The sequence below is a fragment of the Mesorhizobium sp. M0051 genome (genome assembly GCF_040323235.1).
In the GTDB taxonomy this organism is placed as follows: Bacteria; Pseudomonadota; Alphaproteobacteria; order Rhizobiales; family Rhizobiaceae; genus Mesorhizobium.
In genome coordinates this window covers 199,657-217,745 of sequence record NZ_JAMYUT010000002.1, presented here as the reverse complement: position 1 = coordinate 217,745, position 18,089 = coordinate 199,657, and the positions used below count along the sequence as shown (strand labels likewise).

General features: G+C 58.4%; 18 protein-coding genes, 1 tRNA gene and 1 pseudogene. 7 read left to right on the top strand and 13 right to left on the bottom strand.

The window, feature by feature from the left end:
- Positions 1-21: 21 nt before the first annotated feature.
- The 9 genes from tnpA to NKJ90_RS02910 form a co-directional block, all read right to left on the bottom strand.
- Entirely contained in the window at positions 22-456 is a 435-nt protein-coding gene (gene tnpA, locus NKJ90_RS33465; protein ID WP_023757588.1) for an IS66-like element accessory protein TnpA, read from the bottom strand.
- A gap of 103 nt (positions 457-559) precedes the next feature.
- Positions 560-859, bottom strand: coding sequence for a MurR/RpiR family transcriptional regulator (locus NKJ90_RS02945; protein ID WP_023757589.1), 300 nt, complete (start codon positions 857-859; stop codon positions 560-562).
- A gap of 425 nt (positions 860-1,284) precedes the next feature.
- Positions 1,285-2,286: an inositol 2-dehydrogenase gene (gene iolG, locus NKJ90_RS02940; RefSeq protein WP_023757590.1), complete on the bottom strand. Its 1,002-nt coding sequence runs from the start codon at positions 2,284-2,286 to the stop codon at positions 1,285-1,287.
- A 37-nt stretch (positions 2,287-2,323) separates the two neighbouring features.
- Positions 2,324-3,097 carry a TIM barrel protein gene (locus tag NKJ90_RS02935; protein WP_023757591.1) on the bottom strand — a complete coding sequence of 258 codons (774 nt, stop codon included), beginning with the start codon at positions 3,095-3,097 and terminating at the stop codon, positions 2,324-2,326.
- A 1-nt stretch (position 3,098) separates the two neighbouring features.
- Positions 3,099-4,058: a sugar phosphate isomerase/epimerase family protein gene (locus tag NKJ90_RS02930; protein ID WP_023757592.1), complete on the bottom strand. Its 960-nt coding sequence runs from the start codon at positions 4,056-4,058 to the stop codon at positions 3,099-3,101.
- Entirely contained in the window at positions 4,055-5,056 is a 1,002-nt protein-coding gene (locus NKJ90_RS02925; protein WP_032906992.1) for a Gfo/Idh/MocA family oxidoreductase, read from the bottom strand. The genes NKJ90_RS02930 and NKJ90_RS02925 overlap by 4 nt, the downstream gene beginning before the upstream one ends.
- An 89-nt stretch (positions 5,057-5,145) precedes the next feature.
- Entirely contained in the window at positions 5,146-5,970 is an 825-nt protein-coding gene (locus tag NKJ90_RS02920) for an ATP-binding cassette domain-containing protein (protein WP_023757594.1), read from the bottom strand.
- A 99-nt stretch (positions 5,971-6,069) separates the two neighbouring features.
- Positions 6,070-7,035 carry an ABC transporter permease gene (locus NKJ90_RS02915; protein ID WP_352485637.1) on the bottom strand — a complete coding sequence of 322 codons (966 nt, stop codon included), beginning with the start codon at positions 7,033-7,035 and terminating at the stop codon, positions 6,070-6,072.
- Between the two features lie 98 nt (positions 7,036-7,133).
- Entirely contained in the window at positions 7,134-8,099 is a 966-nt protein-coding gene (locus tag NKJ90_RS02910; RefSeq protein ID WP_023757596.1) for a substrate-binding domain-containing protein, read from the bottom strand.
- Positions 8,100-8,438: 339 nt separating this feature from the next.
- Here NKJ90_RS02910 and NKJ90_RS02905 point away from each other — a divergent pair, with 339 nt between their 5' ends.
- Together NKJ90_RS02905 and NKJ90_RS33460 are read left to right on the top strand one after the other, a co-directional pair.
- Positions 8,439-9,467: a LacI family DNA-binding transcriptional regulator gene (locus NKJ90_RS02905; protein ID WP_023757598.1), complete on the top strand. Its 1,029-nt coding sequence runs from the start codon at positions 8,439-8,441 to the stop codon at positions 9,465-9,467.
- A 263-nt stretch (positions 9,468-9,730) separates the two neighbouring features.
- A pseudogene (locus tag NKJ90_RS33460) lies at positions 9,731-9,895 on the top strand (JAB domain-containing protein); the annotation flags it as partial.
- Positions 9,896-9,956: 61 nt separating this feature from the next.
- Here the strand turns inward: NKJ90_RS33460 and NKJ90_RS02895 are convergent.
- Positions 9,957-10,481: a hypothetical protein gene (locus tag NKJ90_RS02895; protein ID WP_023757600.1), complete on the bottom strand. Its 525-nt coding sequence runs from the start codon at positions 10,479-10,481 to the stop codon at positions 9,957-9,959.
- 160 nt (positions 10,482-10,641) lie between these two features.
- On the bottom strand, positions 10,642-12,114 hold the full coding sequence (gene tig / locus NKJ90_RS02890; protein ID WP_023757601.1) for a trigger factor: 1,473 nt from the start codon (positions 12,112-12,114) through the stop codon (positions 10,642-10,644).
- Between the two features lie 376 nt (positions 12,115-12,490).
- Between tig and NKJ90_RS02885 the strand changes: the two genes are divergently transcribed.
- Both NKJ90_RS02885 and NKJ90_RS02880 read left to right on the top strand, forming a co-directional pair.
- A tRNA-Leu gene (locus tag NKJ90_RS02885) sits at positions 12,491-12,575 on the top strand.
- Between the two features lie 113 nt (positions 12,576-12,688).
- On the top strand, positions 12,689-13,684 hold the full coding sequence (locus NKJ90_RS02880; protein ID WP_156938479.1) for a COG3904 family protein: 996 nt from the start codon (positions 12,689-12,691) through the stop codon (positions 13,682-13,684).
- 138 nt (positions 13,685-13,822) lie between these two features.
- On the opposite strand, the gene NKJ90_RS02875 is transcribed toward NKJ90_RS02880, so the two are convergent.
- Both NKJ90_RS02875 and NKJ90_RS02870 read right to left on the bottom strand, forming a co-directional pair.
- On the bottom strand, positions 13,823-14,407 hold the full coding sequence (locus NKJ90_RS02875; RefSeq protein WP_031259632.1) for a GDYXXLXY domain-containing protein: 585 nt from the start codon (positions 14,405-14,407) through the stop codon (positions 13,823-13,825).
- Positions 14,404-15,522, bottom strand: coding sequence for a DUF2157 domain-containing protein (locus tag NKJ90_RS02870; RefSeq protein WP_023757604.1), 1,119 nt, complete (start codon positions 15,520-15,522; stop codon positions 14,404-14,406). Before NKJ90_RS02870 ends, NKJ90_RS02875 begins: the two co-directional genes overlap by 4 nt.
- A 235-nt stretch (positions 15,523-15,757) precedes the next feature.
- On the opposite strand from NKJ90_RS02870, the gene NKJ90_RS02865 reads away from it, so the two are divergent.
- The 3 genes from NKJ90_RS02865 (at position 15,758) to trmFO (ending at position 18,071) form a co-directional block, all read left to right on the top strand.
- Positions 15,758-15,898, top strand: a complete 141-nt coding sequence (locus NKJ90_RS02865) for a DUF1127 domain-containing protein (RefSeq protein ID WP_013531315.1) — start codon at positions 15,758-15,760, stop codon at positions 15,896-15,898.
- Between the two features lie 49 nt (positions 15,899-15,947).
- Positions 15,948-16,088 (top strand): DUF1127 domain-containing protein, encoded by a 141-nt coding sequence (locus NKJ90_RS02860; RefSeq protein WP_023757605.1) that lies wholly within the window; start codon positions 15,948-15,950, stop codon positions 16,086-16,088.
- A gap of 570 nt (positions 16,089-16,658) precedes the next feature.
- Complete coding sequence (gene trmFO, locus NKJ90_RS02855) at positions 16,659-18,071, top strand: methylenetetrahydrofolate--tRNA-(uracil(54)-C(5))-methyltransferase (FADH(2)-oxidizing) TrmFO (protein ID WP_352485633.1); 1,413 nt, start codon at positions 16,659-16,661, stop codon at positions 18,069-18,071.
- The last annotated feature ends 18 nt before the right edge of the window (positions 18,072-18,089 follow it).

Genomic DNA, 18,089 nt, shown 5'->3' with positions numbered 1-18,089 from the left:
TGACCGCACCCGTCGGCCCGATCACGACGTCGCCTTCAGCGCGCGGATCACTGCGGCCACCGTCTTGGCATCGGCGGCCCGGCCGACGCGCATCGCGATGCCGTCGATCTCAAGCTCGATCATGCCGGCGTCCCGAGTGGCTTGCCGTTTCCGCTGCTTCGGTGGATGCCTGGGTACAGGCTTCGCCGCCGCCACAACCGCCGGCACGAAGGCAGGAGAATCTTGCTGCACCGAAGCGGCCTGTTTGCCCGCTTCGCGGCGCCAGGCGAAGACCTGCTGCGGCCTGAGGCCATACCGGCGGGCGACCTCGGAAACGACTGCGTTCGGCTCCAGCGTCTCCGCGATGATCCGCGCCTTGTCATCCACCGACCACTGACGCCGACCGCCGGCACCGTTGATCACCTCGAAACGCCGAGGCTGCCGCTCTGGGCCAAGCGTAAGGTCAAGTCCAGACACAAGCCGATCTCCGATCCCAATACAGGATCGGCAACCTCACAGATCGCGACCACTCCCGAAAGGTGGTCCCACAACAGCGCTTACGGTTATTGCGGCTTTTCTGTCAGCATAGGGTGTCCGCCGCTCGTATCGAAATCTCCCGGATGTGCTGACGGAAAACCTGTCGGAACTCCCTGAAGTTATCGAACCCGAGAGCAGTGGCCACTCTGACCACGGTTGAGGGCGACACTTCGCATCGGTCCGCAAGCGATTGCGCGGTGCCGAATGCTACAATTTCCGGGTGGGCGAGAGCCGTGCGTGCGACGCGCTCCTGTTGCTCTGGGAGGCTAAGCCTGGTTGCTACAATCATATCCTTTAGCTCGGCGATGGTCGTCAGGTTTCGAATGGTTTTTTCCGCGCTCATGATCATGCTTCCGGTGCTTGTTCGGCCATGACTTATTGGGAAGGGTCGTTGGAGGTTGTCATCTAACCCCCGAACTTTGCGTGGATGGAAACACAGGGCTGCGCCATGTATTAGGAGGAGAGATCGCGGAATCATGCCCGCTTCGACGACGAGCCATCCGGCACAATCCACGTTCTTCACAAGTGGACGACCGGATCGAAGTCTGGGAAAACGTTCCTTCGGATGGCGAACATTCCCGTCCGCACCATCGCTGAAGCTGATATCCTGTGGCCGGTACCTGTAGTCGCAGCAGCTCGTTTGATCGAGTCCTTCGCGTCGCATCCTCCGGCATCAGGAGTATGCGGCGGCTCGATCCGAAGGTCGGGCCGCCGCTAGATCGGATAGGAGGAGTTGTCCGACAGAGATTGTCTTGCTTCTCCGAAAGCTCAGCCAAGAATCTCTACCAATTTCACCGGAGACCCGTTCTTTGCAGACTGGGTTGCAGCTTCCGCCATGGCGAGCGCTGCGACACCATCATCAAGGTTGACCGGCAGAGCCGAGCCTGTCTTCACAGCGTTGACAAATGCTGCCCATTCCGCCGCATAGGCGGGCATGTAGCGTTCGAGGAAGAAATAGGTGGGCTTTGCGCCCGTGACACCGGAAGTCGTGGACTTGACCAAGGTGTTTTCCAACATGTTCTGCGCCTGTAGCAGCCCTTCGGAGCCGAGAAGCTCCAGCCGCTGGTCATAACCATAGACGGCTCGGCGGCTGTTCTTGATCACGGCGATCCGGCCATCCGCATAGGCAAGGGTCACGACGGCGGTATCGACATCGCCTGCCGCGCCAATTTCCGGATCGACAATCGATGTACCCACCGCCGAGACGGAGACCGGCGCTGTCCCCATAACGAAATTAGCCATGTCGAAATCATGGATCATCATGTCGCGGAAAAGACCACCCGAAACCTTGATATAGGCGATCGGCGGCGGCGCGGGGTCGAAAGAGGTGATCGAGAGCAGTTCCGTCTTGCCGATTTCACCACGGTCGGCTGCTGCCTTGAGAGCCGCAAAGTTGGGATCGAAACGGCGGTTGAAGCCGATCATCACCGGCTTGCCGGTAGCGGCGGCCACCTTCTGGCAAGACTGTGCCCTTGCAAGGCTGAGGTCGACAGGCTTTTCACAAAGCACGGCCTTGCCCGCTGCCGTCGCCCGCTCGATCAAGTCGGAATGGGTATCGGTGGAGGTGGCAATCAGCACGGCATTGATGGCGGGATCATTGAGGATCGCATCGGTCGAGCAGGCTTCGGCGCCATACTGGGCGGCGATCTTATCAGCGGCGGCCTGATTGATGTCCGAGACAGCCGCAAGGCGGCTGCCGGGATTGGTGGAAATGGCGGTGGCATGGACGCCAGCAATACGGCCTGCGCCCAAAAGGCCGACGTTCAGAATGGTGGATGACACGGATGATCCTCTTAGGAAAACAACATCAGATAGTGAAAGCGGTGCGGAAGGCTTCGAGTGCAGCTTCCGGATCACCGGAGGCAAAGGCTTCCATACCGACCGGCCCCGCGTAGTCCATGGATTTCAGGGCTTTTGCGACGCCATGCCAGTTCACTTCGCCCGTGCCCGGCTCGCAACGGCCGGGATTATCAGCCACCTGAACTTCCCCGATCCAGGGCAGGCAGGCCTTACACCAGCGGATAAGATCACCTTCACCGATCTGGGTATGGTAGAGATCGAGGTTAATTCGCAGTTGCGGGCGGTTGACGGCTGCAACGAGCGCAAGCACGTCTGCCGTCGAGCCGAAGGGGCAGCCGGGGTGATCGATTGGGTTGAGGTTTTCCAACGTGAAGACCTGACCCTCGGCTTCTGCCAGATCGCAGATGCGGTTGAGTGTATCGCGAGCCCGCTGTTCCATGCCCGGCGCGAAGGCACCGATCTTCAGGATCGGAATGCCCATGTCGCCAAGCCCTGTGCCATGCAGATTGAGGCGGTGGACACCGAGCCGCTTGCCGACCTTCGCCGTTTCCGTGGCAGATGCCAGAAGCATCTCACAACCTTCTGCATCGGTGAGCCGACCTTCGAGATAGCCATTCATGATAGTGAAGGTGGCACCGGTTTTTTCAAGCGCATCAAGATTCCAGGCGGGCCAGTTCCAAAGGCCAACGCCGAAGCCCATTTCCTTCAGGCGGCTTGCCCGCCATTCGATTGGTTTGTCGCGCCAGAGCATTTCGGCGCAAGCAGCAAGTTGGAAGCTCATCTTAGATTTCCTGAAGTTTGAAATCGGCCGGTGCAACCGGCATGACACCCTTGAGAAGGGCCACGGATTTTTCGAGGCCCTCAAGTGAGTTGAGAAGCACGTCCTCATGCTCGATTGAAAGCCAGCCGTCGTAGCCAGCCATCTTTAAGCGATAGCAAAACTGTCGCCACCACTCCTCACTGTGGCCGAAGCCGAGTGTTATGTATGACCAGGAGCGGGCTGGAATGTCGGTCAGGTTGCCGTTTTCGAGGAGGCTGGTCACTGCCTGTTTGGGAGCGTTCAGGAATGTGTCCTTGGCATGGACGTGATAGACGGCCTCCCCCAATGCCTCGGCTGCTATCAGCGGATCGGCTCCCATCCAGAAGAGGTGCGAGGGATCCAGGTTCGCGCCAACGACAGGGCCGACTTCTTGACGGAGTTTCAGGAGCGACGGCACATTGTAGACGCACTGGTTGCCATGCAGTTCGAGCGCAATCTTTCTCACACCGCATTCATTTGCCAGCGCCACGATCTCGGTCCAGAACGGGAAGAGTTTTTCTTCCCACTGGTATTTGAGGATAGCTTGCGTTTCCGGAGGCCAGGAAGAGACGACCCAGTTTGGCATGGTATCGGACGGATTGCCCGCAGGCAGGCCAGACATGGTGCAGACCGTATTGATGCCCATCTCGCCTGCGACCCGGATGGTGTTCTTCAGACCTTCGCCCTGAGCCGGATCGGACGGGTGAAGCGGATTGCCATTGGCATTGAGGCTGATCACATCAATCCCACGATCTGAAAAGCCCTTGAGGAAGTCTTTCTGCGCGACCGTGTTACCCAGCATGGATTTGAGATCGAAATGCGGTGCGGTCGACCAGCCGCAGGTGTTGACCTCAATACCGGAGACGCCCATGCGTGCAGCGTTGTCGAGAAGGTCGTCGAGCGGCATGCCGCCGAGGCTGTCAGACACAAAACCCAGTTTCATGCGTAGAACTCCGGCTTGGGAATCATGGTGACGAGCTGCTTCTGCCCGGAAGCGAGTGCCGTCACGCCTGCCTCGGCGGCAACTGCTGCGGCATAGCCATCCCAGCAGCTTGATGCGATCTCGGGAAACACGTCTGTGTCGACGAAGCGTAGGAAGGCGCGGTTCTGGCGGCGATAGGCATCGAAATAGCGGGTCCGCCAATCGGCATCGTAGCCGGTGTGGACGCCAAGCGAGCGTTCGAGATGGGTATAAGCGACATGGCTCATGGAAATGCTCGCCTGCTCGCCCACGAGTTCGGCACGAACGTCGTAGCCGTACGCAGCGTTGTTGTTGATCTCGATGTTGACGAGCTGGCCATCGACGGTTTCGAGGACCATGAAGACGGGCGCGACGCGTCGATCAGAGCGCTTCGGCTGGAAGGCAGAGATCCAGGCATATTCGGTGCCAAGTACATGGCGCACGACGTCGAACTCATGCGGGGCGGAGTTGGTGATTGCCATGGCACCGGTGAAGTCGGAGGCTGGCGTTTCCACATTGCGGTGGAAGTTGTGCATCATCAGGACTCGGCCAAGCGTGCCATTTTCAATTGTCTCTTTCATCTCGACATAGGACTGGTCGTAGCGCCGCATGAAGCCGAGCTGGACGAACTTTTGACCAACTTCCTGTTCGGCCTGCATGATCGAGAGGCATTCGGCCGAGGACTGCGATAGGGGCTTTTCGCAGAGCACCTTCTTGCCTGCGTTGATGCAGGCGAGTGACAGCGGCGCATGAGTGACGTCCGGGCTCGCGACGATCACCGCATCCACATCGGCACGGGCAATCACGGCTTCCGGATTACTTGCAACGTCTGCCGCACCATGGGCATCGGCCACCTTGCGCGCGCGGACTGTATCCATGTCGCAGACCACCTGAAGGGTCGCGCCCGGCATTTCCTCCACGACGATCTTGGCGTGGTCAGCGCCCATCAGACCTGCACCAATGACTGCTACACGCACCATTGGACAAACTCCTTCCATTCGGTTGGCACAAGAGCTCAACCGCTTCCATTCAACAAATTCCACTACTTGTCGGCTATGCCAATATTCACTCAGTGAGCGGGCGGTGGCGGAAGACCGTCATGGGTCTCCATATACCCTTCAAGTGAGGCTTCGAGACTGGCCATGGATTCACCACCGGCCATCAGATCAGCGATCTGCTCGCGTGTCTTTTCCCCCTTGCGGAAGTCGGCCGCGATTGCACCACGAATGAGCACTGCGAAGTGATCGCCCACTGCCATGGCATGCATCACCTGATGGGTGATGAAAATGACCGCGAGGCCACGACGCTTGGCCTCATTGACGATACGCAGTACGTGAGCAGCCTGCTTGACGCCGAGGGCTGCCGTCGGTTCGTCGAGAATGAGCACACGGGCTCCGAAATAGACAGCACGGGCAATCGCGAGCGACTGGCGCTCTCCTCCGGAAAGGCCACCGACCAAACGATCCCCGTCGGTGATGCGTGTGATCCCCATTTTCTGAACCTCTGCAACCGCCACTAGGTTGGCAGTTTTACGGTCGAAATACTTGAACGGTCCCCAACCCTTTGTCGGCTCCGAACCCATGAAAAAGTTGCGTCCTATGGACATCAATGGATATGTCCCGCCGAATTGGTGAACCGTAGCTATCCCGCGTTCCTGAGCCTCACGGGGACTGGAGAAAAGTGCGGGCTGACCATCCATCAGAATTTCGCCACGCGTCGGCTGATAGACACCAGACAGCGTTTTGATGAGCGTCGACTTACCCGCGCCGTTGTCGCCAAGCAGGCAGAGCACTTCGCCTTCACCCACCTTGAGGCTGATATCGTTCAGAACATCAATATGGCCAAACGATTTGTCGACGTTTCGAAATTCGAGAACGGGTTTCTTATCGGACATTGTCGCTCTCTTATTTCTTCTTGAACGTCGACCAGCTGGTGGCCAAATGACGAAACGTGTCGTTGAGCAGGACAGCGATCAAAAGCATGACACCGATAATTAGGAAGGACAGGTTTCTGTCGATCTCCGTGAAACCAATAGCTTGGGTAACAATCGAAAGGGTGAGCACCCGAAGACAATGCCCATTACAGTACCAAAACCACCCGTGAGGAGAACCCCACCTACGACCACGGCGATAATGGTGTTGAAGATTAGGCCAAAATTGGCCTGAGACGTTGCGGAGCTGAATGTCATCACCTGAAGGACACCAGCAAAGGCCGCCGATATGGAACACAGCATGAAGAGTGCAATCTTCATCCTGGTTACAGGAATACCTGCGTTTCTCGCACTTTCTTGGTCTCCACCAAGAGCGAAGACCCAGCTTCCCTTCGGAGAGTAATGCAGAAAGAAGACGAAGGCTGCGATAAGCCCACCCCACCAGAAGACGGAAGAATTGAAGCCATACACCTTCCCGCCGAAGAGCGATTTTGCCCAATCTGGCGCGTGATAGAAGGAATTGGTGTTGTTGATGAAGAAGATCGACAGGTAGAGCGTGATGCCTGCCACTGCAAAGAGCGTCGCCAATGTCACGATGAACGACGGCACGCGCGTGTGAGTTACGATGTATCCATTGATGAAGCCGATCAGTGCACCGATGGCAAGCGCTGCAGCTACACCGACAAGCACAGGCATCTGATAGTGCTCGCAGACAATCGCAACTGTCATCGTGGACGCGGGAAGTACAGCACCGGTTGAAATATCGAGTTCACCGGCAATCATCAGGAACCCGACCGGAATTGCAATCATTCCTATGAGTGACGCGAAGTTCACCCACGTAGTTACACCAGCTACGGACAAAAAGTTGCGGCTATATCCGAACATCGCAAAAAGGATGAATACAGCCACGAAACCCATGAAAGCACCAGCGGCAGGGGTGCGAAAAAAGGCCTTAATGGATGAAATGGCCGATTCACTCTCGATGGCGGGTGTTTCAACGGTGCTGGTTCTTTGGTTTGTGGCGGTCATGGAAGCAAAATCCTCAGTTGGCGCAGACGAAGCTACATAGAGGGAGCATGGATGAGACCCGGCCAGGTTAGCGGCCAGGTCTCAGCCTCGGGCCAGCCTCAACGTGCGCCGAGTTTGACGCCTTCGATTGCCGAAGCAACATTGGTCTTGTCGACAATCGCCGGACCAGTCAGAACCGGCTTCGTTGCAATCGCAGTGCCGAACTTCAGGTTTGCAAACAGCATGGAGGTTGCGAGGAACCCCTGCAGATAAGGCTGCTGGTCGATTGCGAAGGTTTGGGTGCCCTTCGAAATGCGATCCAGAACCGAGGCGGACATATCGAAGGTGCCAAGCTGAATCTTGCCGGCCTTGCTCTGCTGATCGATGGAGCTAGCGGCAGCATCTGCAGCCCATGCAGCGAGCGTGATGACGGCGTCAATGGACGGATCGGCGATCAGCTCGGATTTGATTGCTTCAGAGGTACCATTCATGTCCTGGTCAAGGTTAGCAGGAACACGGAGGATGAAGGTGTCTGCGCCAGCCTTCTTTGCACCGTCTTGAACGCCCTTGCAGCGGGTCTCGAGATTTACGGCACCTGGGTTCTGGATGTGGCAGAGGATTTTCTTTGCACCATGAGAAGCGAGATACTTGCCACCCTCAACACCTGCCAGATATTCGTCCGACCCGAAATAGTTTAGCGAGCCGTAATTATCCATCTCACTCTGGCCAGCGTTGAAGGAGATGATCACCACGCCCTTGTCCCGCGCGGCCTTAAGGGCAGGGGTTTCGGATTCTGGCAGCCAGTTCGGGATAGCAATACCTTTAGCACCCTGGGCTACAGCCTGTTCGATTAGCGAAGCGAGGTCCGGGCCGAAGTTGTCATAGTTTTGGGTCTGCATGAAATTGACGGTGCCGCCATTGGCCTTGACCATCAGCGAAGCATCATCGACGCCCTTCTTGACCATGTTCCAGAAGCCATCTTGGGCCGAACCCACGATGACGGCGATATCCGTGTCACCCGCATGAGCGCTGGATGCCAGCATGAATGCCATGGCTGCGGTGGCGATTTTCTTGGTGAACGACATGTCGAAATTCCTCCTCAGGTTAAAGCCGCATGGCTGCGGCTCGTCATACTTTTTTGCCTTTTTTGGCCGTGCGGCCGATCCCGGTAGGCACGCGCAGGTCCGCGATCTCAACACAACGACGTTGAGCCTCCTCGTCCCAATTGTGCGCTGGGCCTCCCCCCAAAAGCGCTGACAGCTCGTAGATCGCTGAGCACTGTCAACGCGTAATGAATGCTACGTTGACATCTTTCAGGTCAATATGGATTACTATCTCTTCGGAAAATCGTCTCAAATCGTTTCGAAAATTTGTATGGATGATATTTCTTGAGACGCCGAAACCAGAGTAATGGAATTTTTGACATGAAGAGACCAACCATTCCGGACTTGGCAAAAGCTGCAGGTGTATCCGTGTCAACGGTCAATCGTGTACTGTCCGAGCCTGAATCGGTCCGGAGCAATACGCGCACACGCGTTTTGGCAGCCGCTGAGGAAATCGGCTTCTACGGACTTGGCACCATCAAGCAGGCGGCGAAGCCACAAGAGGTGATCCACCGTGTCGGGGTTTTGCTGCAGCGACGGGAGAGACGCTTCTATCGCCTACTCGGCGATTCAATTGCGCAAGCTGCGGAAGCTTATCCTGCCTGCAATATCGATCTAACGGTCGAGTACATGGAAGACCTCACGCCGGAGAAAGTCGCGGCACATATTCAGTCGCTCGGCGGGCGGTGCGAAGCACTTGCGATTGTAGCGCCGCAGCATCCTGCCGTTGCTGACGCGATTGACGCAGTTCTTGAAAGCGGCGTGCCGGTCGTTTCACTTATCGGCCCCCTCACGGCCAAGGGAGCCATCAGCTTTGTCGGGCTCGATAATTGGAAAGTAGGACGCACCGCTGCCTGGGCGTTTGACCGCATGGTGCGGGAACCGGGCAAGATAGGCATTCTTGTCGGCAGCCACCGATTGCGGAACCAGGAAATGAACGAAAGCGGGTTTCGTTCTTACTTCCGTGAACATAATTCGGAATTCACGCTGCTCGAACCGTTGCCAACTTACGAGTCAGCCGTGGTTGCCCGTGAACATGTCGAAAAGCTGCTGACAGATCATCCGGATATGTGCGGACTATTCATCTCAGGGGGTGGTGTTACAGGTGCGATAGCCGCACTCAGGGCTACTCCAAAACGGGAAGACTTCGTTACCGTAGGCTATGAACTCTTTGAAGATACGCGGGCTGCTTTGATAGACGGTACGATTTCGCTGATCCTGTCACACCCCATAGAGCGTTTTGCATCTGAGACTATCGCAACTCTGGTGAAAGCGAAGAACGCAGGTCCTGATAACGGGGTATTTAGGATCACGTTTCCATTCGATATGTACAGCCCCGAGAGCGTTTGATGACGACTTGGCTCTTAAGTTGGCCATCCAAATGGCAGGCTGGGGTGCACCTACGTCTTCACGTCCGCTTTGGGCCACGTGCGGCCAAGAAGGCTTAGGAGCAACAGAGTATCGTGAAGTGCCGCCGCCCGTCCATGAACCAGTCTGATGGCGCGTGACATTCACGGGGACCCATGATTAACCGCTCTCAATTACCGGCATCAACGCCTTCCGCCAATCTCATTTTTCGACGCTTTTTCAAGCTGTTACGTCGTTTCTCAAGATTGATGCACAATCATCTTTCAGGTGATCCGACGCCGTCGTGCGCCGATATCGAGATGACGAAGGAGATCATCGACGCCGGCAAGCGGCTGGGGATCGCTGTGCATGACCACATCATCATCGGTCGCAAGGGCAACGCCTCGATGAAGGGCCTGCTGCTAATCTAAGTGGTGGGTTCCAAAAGGTGAGCGCTTGAGCAAACAATGCCGCTTTGGCCCGTCGATCCGGTCACGGCGGGTCGGCGTTGCAGTTTCCGGCCACCTGGTTGACCGCTTCACCGAACCCGGCGAGGTTGAAGTCGGCCTCGCCGCGTCCCGAAAGCAGCCCGAAGCGCCATGATAGCTGGAGCCGGTTCGCGGCAGCAAGGCGCCTGATGCCATCGGCGCCATCGCGCACCAGCATCCTGCCGCGGGGCCCGACCGACCAGCTCTCGTCGAACTTGCTGCCCTGATCGACCGTCACCGACATGGTGATCTTGCGGCTGGCCGAGACACCGTCATTCAGTTGCAGCCATTCGGTCCAATGCGGCTCCCCGTTTGCCCTGCAGGCAATCGTTAGGATCGGGCTGTAGCTCAAGGCGCCGCCACCGGTGATCAGCTTGTTGGTGGCATAGAGCGAGGCCGTGACGACGCCGTCTTCGCCCGTTTCGAACCGCCAATTGTCAAGCACCGCTTCGGCACGGGCAATGCCGCATACCGAGACCAGCACCAGGGCAATTGCCGCAGCGTGTCCCATTTCGACGAACAGCTTCAACACGTCCTCCAACAACCCAAGCGGCTGCAATAGAAGCGCAGATAATGATCAAAGCTTGGTCGCCACAGGCCGTACCGCGCGAAGTGTCGCGGCTGTTGCAGTTTGGCAACGAAAAAGGCCGCCCGAGGGCGGCCTTCCTGTTTTAGCTAGGGCGCTGGTGTTATTCGGCGTCCTTGGCGGCCTTCTTCTTCGGCGCGGCCTTCTTCTTGGTCTCTTCGGCGTCGTCGGCCTTCTTCTCGTCAGCCTTCTTGGCGGCGGCTTTCTTCGCCGGCTTCGCCTTAGCGGTTTCGTCCTCCTCGTCGTCGGCCATCAGCTCTTCCTTGCTGACTTTGACGTCGGTAACCGAAATCTGGCCGAGCAGATGATCGACCACCTTCTCTTCGAACATCGGTGCCCGAAGCGTGTTCAGCGCTTCCGGGTTGTTGCGGTAGAACTCGAAGACCTCCTGCTGCTGGTTGGCGGGATAGCGGCGCACCTGCTCGAACAGGCCGCGCTGCAACTCGTCATCCGACACGGTGACGCCGGCCTTCTCGCCGATTTCAGCCAGCACCAGGCCGAGGCGCACGCGGCGCTCGGCAAGACGCAGATACTCGGCGCGCGCCTCTTCTTCCGTCGTCTCTTCGTCGGCGAAGGTGCGGCCAGCCGCTTCCAGGTCGCGAACGACCTGCGCCCAGATATTGTTGAACTCGGCATCGACAAGCTTCGACGGCGCCTCGAACGAGTAGGACGCGTCGAGCTGGTCGAGCAGCTGGCGCTTGACCTTCTGGCGCGTCATGGCGCCGAACTGGTTCTCGATCTGACCGCGCACGACGTCGCGCAGGCGCTCAAGCGACTCCAGACCGAGGTTCTTGGCGGTCTCGTCGTTGATTTCCAGCGCGCCCGGCTGGGACACTTCCTTGACGGTAACGTCGAAGGTCGCTTCCTTGCCGGCAAGATGCGCCGCCTGGTAGTTTTCCGGGAAGGTCACGGTGACCTGCCTTTCGTCACCGGCCTTGGCGCCGACCAGTTGATCCTCGAAGCCGGGGATGAACTCCTTCGAGCCTAGCACCAGCGGTTGATCGGTGCCGGCGCCGCCATTGAAGGCCTCGCCGTCGATCTTGCCGACATAGTCGATGGTGACGCGGTCGCCATTGGCGGCCTTGCCCGTCTTCGGCTCATAGCTGCGTGCCGATTCGGCGACGCGCTGGACCTGCTCGTCGATCTCGCTGTCCGGCACGTCGAACACCTGACGCGTCACCTTGATGTCGGAAAAGTCCTTGATCTCGATCGCCGGAATGACCTCGTAGTTGAGGCGGAACTCGAAGTCGGCGCCGCCGGCCAGGATCTTCTCAGCTTCCTTCTCGTCCTCGGTCATGATGACTTCAGGCTGCATGGCAGCCTTTTCGCCACGCCCGGTAATGATCGAACGGGTCGAATCGTTGAGGATCTCATTGACCACTTCGGCCATGAACGACTTGCCGTAGACCTTGCGCAGGTGCTGCACCGGCACCTTGCCGGGGCGGAAGCCGTTGATGCGCACCTTGTTCCTGGCGTCCGAAAGCCGTGCCATCAGCTTGGCTTCCATATCACCGGCCGGCACGGTGATCTTGATCTCGCGCTTGAGACCGGAGTTGAGCGTTTCGGTGACCTGCATCGTAAAACCTTTGTTTTCACCAATGAGACTGCACGGCCTCTGCCGTTTACAGCCTGCCGGTATATTCTTGCCGGGAATGGCTTTTGGTACGGAACCTGGCGATTTGACCGAAAATACGGCTCAAACTCTCCCAAACTGCGTTCCAAAATGTGAATAAGTTCTTGTTTTTCCTACTTCTTATCACATTCTGCAGAAGCGGATCGGCGCGTCCCGTCACATTTGACACGCCTTTTGTCACAGGCGAGGCCAATTTTCAACAGTCTTCGCATTTCGGCGAATGACCAACATTTTGACCCTGATCCAACATCTTGTCTCTGATCCAACATCTTGTCTCCGACATTGACAGAATGATGGCTACATGGGATTGCCGGTCCATGCGGATGTGGCGGAACTGGTAGACGCCCTGGATTTAGGTTCCAGTGCCGAAAGGCGTGGGGGTTCGAGTCCCTTCATCCGCACCAATTTTGCAGGCCAATGACCGCTTCGATGAAATCCAAGTTTCAAAGATGGCCCTTGAAATAGTTCGCTGACGGGTTCTTACTTGCGGCAGGCGGGTTGGGGGCTCTGTCGGGCTGTGCGTGCAGTTTCTCTAGTTGTGGCGGTAGCGTCAATTGTCGCGGCAGCAACATGTAAAGTTGAGGCCCTAGAATACACGCCTGCTTCGTCTCCAGGGCAGCAGCCGTTTCTTGTTGTTTCCGGCGAGTTCAAGGACAATGAACCCCTGAACGCTTTTAGCAACGCGGTTGTGGGCAGCGGGGCCCGGATGATCGTATTCAACTCCCCCGGCGGCAATGTCGGCAGCGCGCTTCGGTTGGGGCGGATGATCCGCGCGGCGGGGTTGGATACGCTTCAGGTTCGCCAATTGCAGTGCGCTTCAGCCTGCTCACTGGCCTTCTTGGGTGGCGTCCACCGTGTTGCCGAACCAGGTTCTATAGGCGTTCATCGGGCGTCTTTGAAACCGGCTGACGGGATGTCCAGAGAAGAAGCAAAGGCCCGTGTCCAGCTCGGAACGGCCGCAATCACATCCTATGTAGTCGAGATGGGAGTGGACCCCAAGCTGATCGAATTGGCTTCGAGCTATGACAAGGATGACATAAGATATCTATCGGCCAGTGAAATGGCAGAGTTACGTGTGACCAATGTTGCAGCGAACCAATCGCCCGCAATGCCTGCACCCGACGCAAGGCAACAGGCGGAGAGCACCGCAGTCGCCTTCGTCAAGGATCTCATCGAGCATCATGGCGACAACGACGATTTCGCTCTTGCTCAAGTTCAGGCGTCATACGCTCGCACGGTCGACTATTATGGCAAATTGACGAACCTGAGTTCGATCATTCAGGACAAGAGGAACTATTACCACCGATGGCCAGAACGCGCATATAACGTCCGCAATGACAGCATTGTGGTCACCTGTGCAAACGATCGCTGCATGGTTTCTGGCGTGTATGACTGGGTTGTGCGCAGCCCCTCGATACACAAGCAGGAAAAAGGCGTAGCAGACTTCAGCTACACAACATCGATTGGCCCCTTTCCCAAAATCATCGCCGAAACGAGTAAGGTCCGGAGTTGATCGGCGGAGTTGTCCATCCTGAAACAGTGAACTTTTCTTGCAAAAAATCTGCCGCAACGCTTGTACGGCAAGGCCCCTACACTTGATTTATGGGGGTCTGGTCTCTTGATTCGCACCGATCACCGGCGTCCGTCGTTATTAATATAGCGGTTCCTCGAACAGCGTCCTGTCGCCGTCGACCAGTGCCTTGATCTGCGCGGTGCCATCGCTGGCAAGGGCGAGCCGGATGCCGAACGGCCGCACCCGCATGTCGTCCTGGATCGTCGTCCCCTCGCCTTCCGACAAGTAGAAGCGCTCGATGCCATAGTCCGGCGCGATGGTCGTGACATCGCCGCGAAGATCCCAGCCCTCGGCGACATGGCCAACGATATCAACCTCGTCGGCAGCGGCCGGCGTCGGCGCCTTGCCGAACCAAGCGGTCGTCGGCTGCCAATAGGCGTCGGCGCCCTTCCTCAGGCGGACGACGATAGCGGTGTCGTCGCTCGAGAATTTGTCGGCCGGTATGTTGGCGATCATTTTCACCGGTATCCGCGAAATCTCATAGCCGAGGACAACATAGTCGCCGCGCAGGAGGTCGCGCGGGTCGATGGGTTCGACCTTTAGCAGCACCTCCTTGCCGTTGCGCAGAATCGCCGCTCGACCGGCGATGATCCAGCTCAGGAAGCCGATCTGGACAAGCACCAGCACCAGCGCCGAGACAACAAGTCTTTTCCCGGTCATCATGCTGCGACTCCCCCGGCGACTGGACCCTTCATGCGTTTTTCCACGCGCATGATGACCAAGGCAAGGGCGCCGAGCAGCACCGCGGCGGCCAGGAAGAAGCCGGCGGTATCGAGCATCGATTGCAAGGTCACGACATAGATGATGGCGAGTTCGAAAGCGAAACCGGCATAGGCAAGCCAGCGCAACCCACGGCTCTCCCGTCCCGCCAGCACGATTGCCGCGACGATGCCAGCCAGGGCGACGACCGAAGCGATGGCGAAACCGCCGTTGTAGGTGCTCTCGTCAGCCAGTTCAAACTGGATCATCGCCAGGCCGGTGAGGAAGCCGAGCAGCGAATGCAAGGGTAAGTGGCCGCCGAGTTGCACGATCCTGTCGACGGGGTCCGGCGCCAAGACCGAGGCCGCGAACAGCAGCGCCGAAACGATGACCAGCGGGATCGCAACCTGAAGCGTGTCGTGGTTCGTGATCAGCAGCACCAGGTAGAACAGCACCGACAGGATGATCAGGTGCCGCGCTGGCTGGCTGCGGGTCCAGAACGAGACGGCATACAGCACGGTCGCCATGACGACGAAGCCATGCGGAAATTCGCTGCGGCTGAAATGGTCGAAGCCTTTCAGAAACAGCCAGGCATCGGCAATGCCGACAGAAGCGACAGTCAGCGGGTTCGAACGCAACATCACCGCCGCCAATGCCGTGCCCGTGCCCCACGTGACCAAAGCCGACGCCTCGTCGCCGGACAGATGATACATCTGGCCGATAAGCGCGATCGAGCCGCCGAAAGCCGCTGCGGCCACGATCCACAGCGCCTCGCCGATCGCCGCATGGTCGCGCGTCTTCAACACCGCGCCGCCGATGTAGCCGCCAACGATGACCGCAAAGAGGGCCAGAACGCGCGCCAGCCGCGGAATCGCATCCCAGTTGGCGGCGACGAAAATCAGGATGGCGGCGCCGAACAGCAACGCAGCCATCATCGCCAGGATCGAGCCGAAACTGAGCGATTTGCGCTCGTTAGCCTCGATATCGCGCGCCAGCACGTCGGCCGTCGGCGCGTCGATCAGCCCAGCCTGCTGCCAGCGGGCGATATCCGCCCTGACCCGCGACGAATAACCCGCCATGCCGCTTCTCCCCAGTTTGGTCTTCTTGTCAGCCGACGAGGTCAAACCGTTGACGCTACGGCATTTTCCGATTCGGGTTTCTTTGTGTCAGGTCCGTGAACGCGCATTAATGTTGCATTGCACAATTTGCATTGCTGCCATGCAGCCATAGCGCTTTTAAATCGATATAGCCCCGCCTATTTATGGTTCGTACACAAACGGAATGATCCGCAAGAAAGACGAAACGAGAACTACCATGAACCTGATCCGCAACTACCGCAACTGGCGCCGCTACAGAGACACCGTGTCCGAGCTGAGCCGCCTGAGCAACCGCGAACTGACCGACCTCGGCATCAGCCGCAGCGATATTCCTTACGTCGCTCGCAAGGCGGTCTAATTCTTCGGACCGCGAATGGTCCGAACCAATTTTGAAAAAGAGAACGACAATGAACCTGATCCGCAACTATCGTAACTGGCGCGTTTATCGCGAGACGGTTACCGAGCTGGGTCGCCTCTCGAACCGCCAGCTGCATGACCTCGGTATCGTCCGCGACGAAATCAAGGTCATCGCCCGCCGGGCGATCTAACCAGAATTTCGCCAGGGTCGACCTCCTCCCCGACCTTGACGGATCCGGTCAACCTTCACCTCCTCCCGAGGGTTGACCACAAAAACGGCGCCCGCCGCACCTCCTCCCGCGGCGGGCGTTGTTTCCCCGGGGCAAAGCTAATTCTGCCCCAAAAAGGGTTTCGCCCCTTTCAAAAAGCGAAAGAGTTTTCGTCAAAGCCGACCTCCTCCCCGGCGATGACGAATAGGCCCGACCTTCACCTCCTCCCGAAGGTTGGCCACAAAAACGGCGCCCGCCGCAACCTCCTCCCGCGGCGGGCGTTGTTTGCCAGGGGCAAAACGAATTTTGCCCCAAAGGTTTCGCCCCTTTCAAAAACGGCGAAAGAGTTTTCGTCAAAGCCGACCTCCTCCCCGGCAATGACGAATACGGTCGGCCTTCACCTCCTCCCGAGGGTCGACCCCAAAAACGACACCCGCCGGACCTCCTCCCCCGGCGGGTGTTGTTATATTCAGGGTTGATTCTCCGACCGCTGTTTGCCTGCGCCACGCACGGCAATTGCAATCGCCGCATCAAGCGATTATTCCGACGCTCATGAGCACAAATCCCATCCACATCATCGGTGGCGGCCTTGCCGGCTCTGAAGCCGCCTGGCAGGCAGCGCAAGCCGGCGTTCCCGTCATCCTGCATGAAATGCGGCCCGTTCGCGGCACCGATGCACACAAGACCGATAGCCTGGCCGAGCTGGTCTGCTCCAACTCCTTCCGCTCCGACGACGCCGAAAACAACGCCGTCGGCCTGTTGCATGCCGAAATGCGGCTGGCCGGCTCCTTGATCATGAGCGCCGGCGACGCCAACCAGGTGCCGGCCGGCGGTGCGCTTGCCGTCGATCGCGACGGATTCTCCGACGCTGTGACGAAAAAACTCGAAGCCCACCCGCTGATCACCATCCAGCGCGAGGAAATACCGGGCCTGCCGCCGGCGGATTGGGATCAGGCGATCATTGCCACGGGTCCATTGACCGCGCCCTCACTTGCCCAGTCGATCGCGGAAGCAACCGGCGCCGATGCGCTCGCCTTCTTCGACGCAATCGCGCCCATCATCCACTTCGACACGATCGACATGGATATCTGCTGGTGCCAGTCGCGCTACGACAAGGTCGGACCCGGCGGTACCGGCAAGGACTACATCAATTGTCCCATGGACAAGGACCAGTACCTTGCTTTCGTCCAGGCGCTGGTCGACGGCCAGAAGACCGAGTTCAAGCAATGGGAAGGCACGCCCTATTTCGACGGCTGCCTGCCGATCGAGATCATGGCCGAGCGCGGCGTCGAGACGCTGCGTTACGGACCGATGAAGCCGATGGGGCTGACCAATGCCCACAACCCGACGGTAAAGGCCTATGCCGTCGTCCAGCTGCGGCAGGACAATGCGCTGGGCACGCTTTACAACATGGTCGGTTTCCAGACCAAGCTCAAGCATGCCGAGCAGGTGCGCGTGTTCCGCACCATACCGGGTCTCGAAAACGCCGATTTCGCCCGGCTCGGCGGCCTGCACCGCAATACCTATATCAACTCGCCGACCCTGCTCGACGCGTCGCTGCAGCTGAGATCGCGCCCAGGCCTGCGTTTTGCCGGCCAGATCACCGGCTGCGAAGGCTATGTCGAAAGTGCTGCGATCGGCCTGCTCGCCGGCCGCTTCGCCGCTGCCGAAAGGCTCGGCCATGCACCGTCGCTGCCGCCGCTCACCACAGCGTTCGGCGCGCTGCTCAACCACATCACCGGAGGCCACATCGTATCGGATGACGAACCGGGAAAACGCTCCTTCCAGCCGATGAACGTCAATTTCGGCCTGTTCCCACCCGTGGAGGCGCCGAAGTCCGAGGGCAAACGCATGCGCGGCAAGGACAAGACCGTCGCCAAGCGCCATGCCATCACATCACGCGCACGCGCCGATTGCCGGCAGTGGTTGGGACTGCCGGTGCAAACAGCCGAAGCCGCGGAGTAGTTACATGCGATCAGCAAG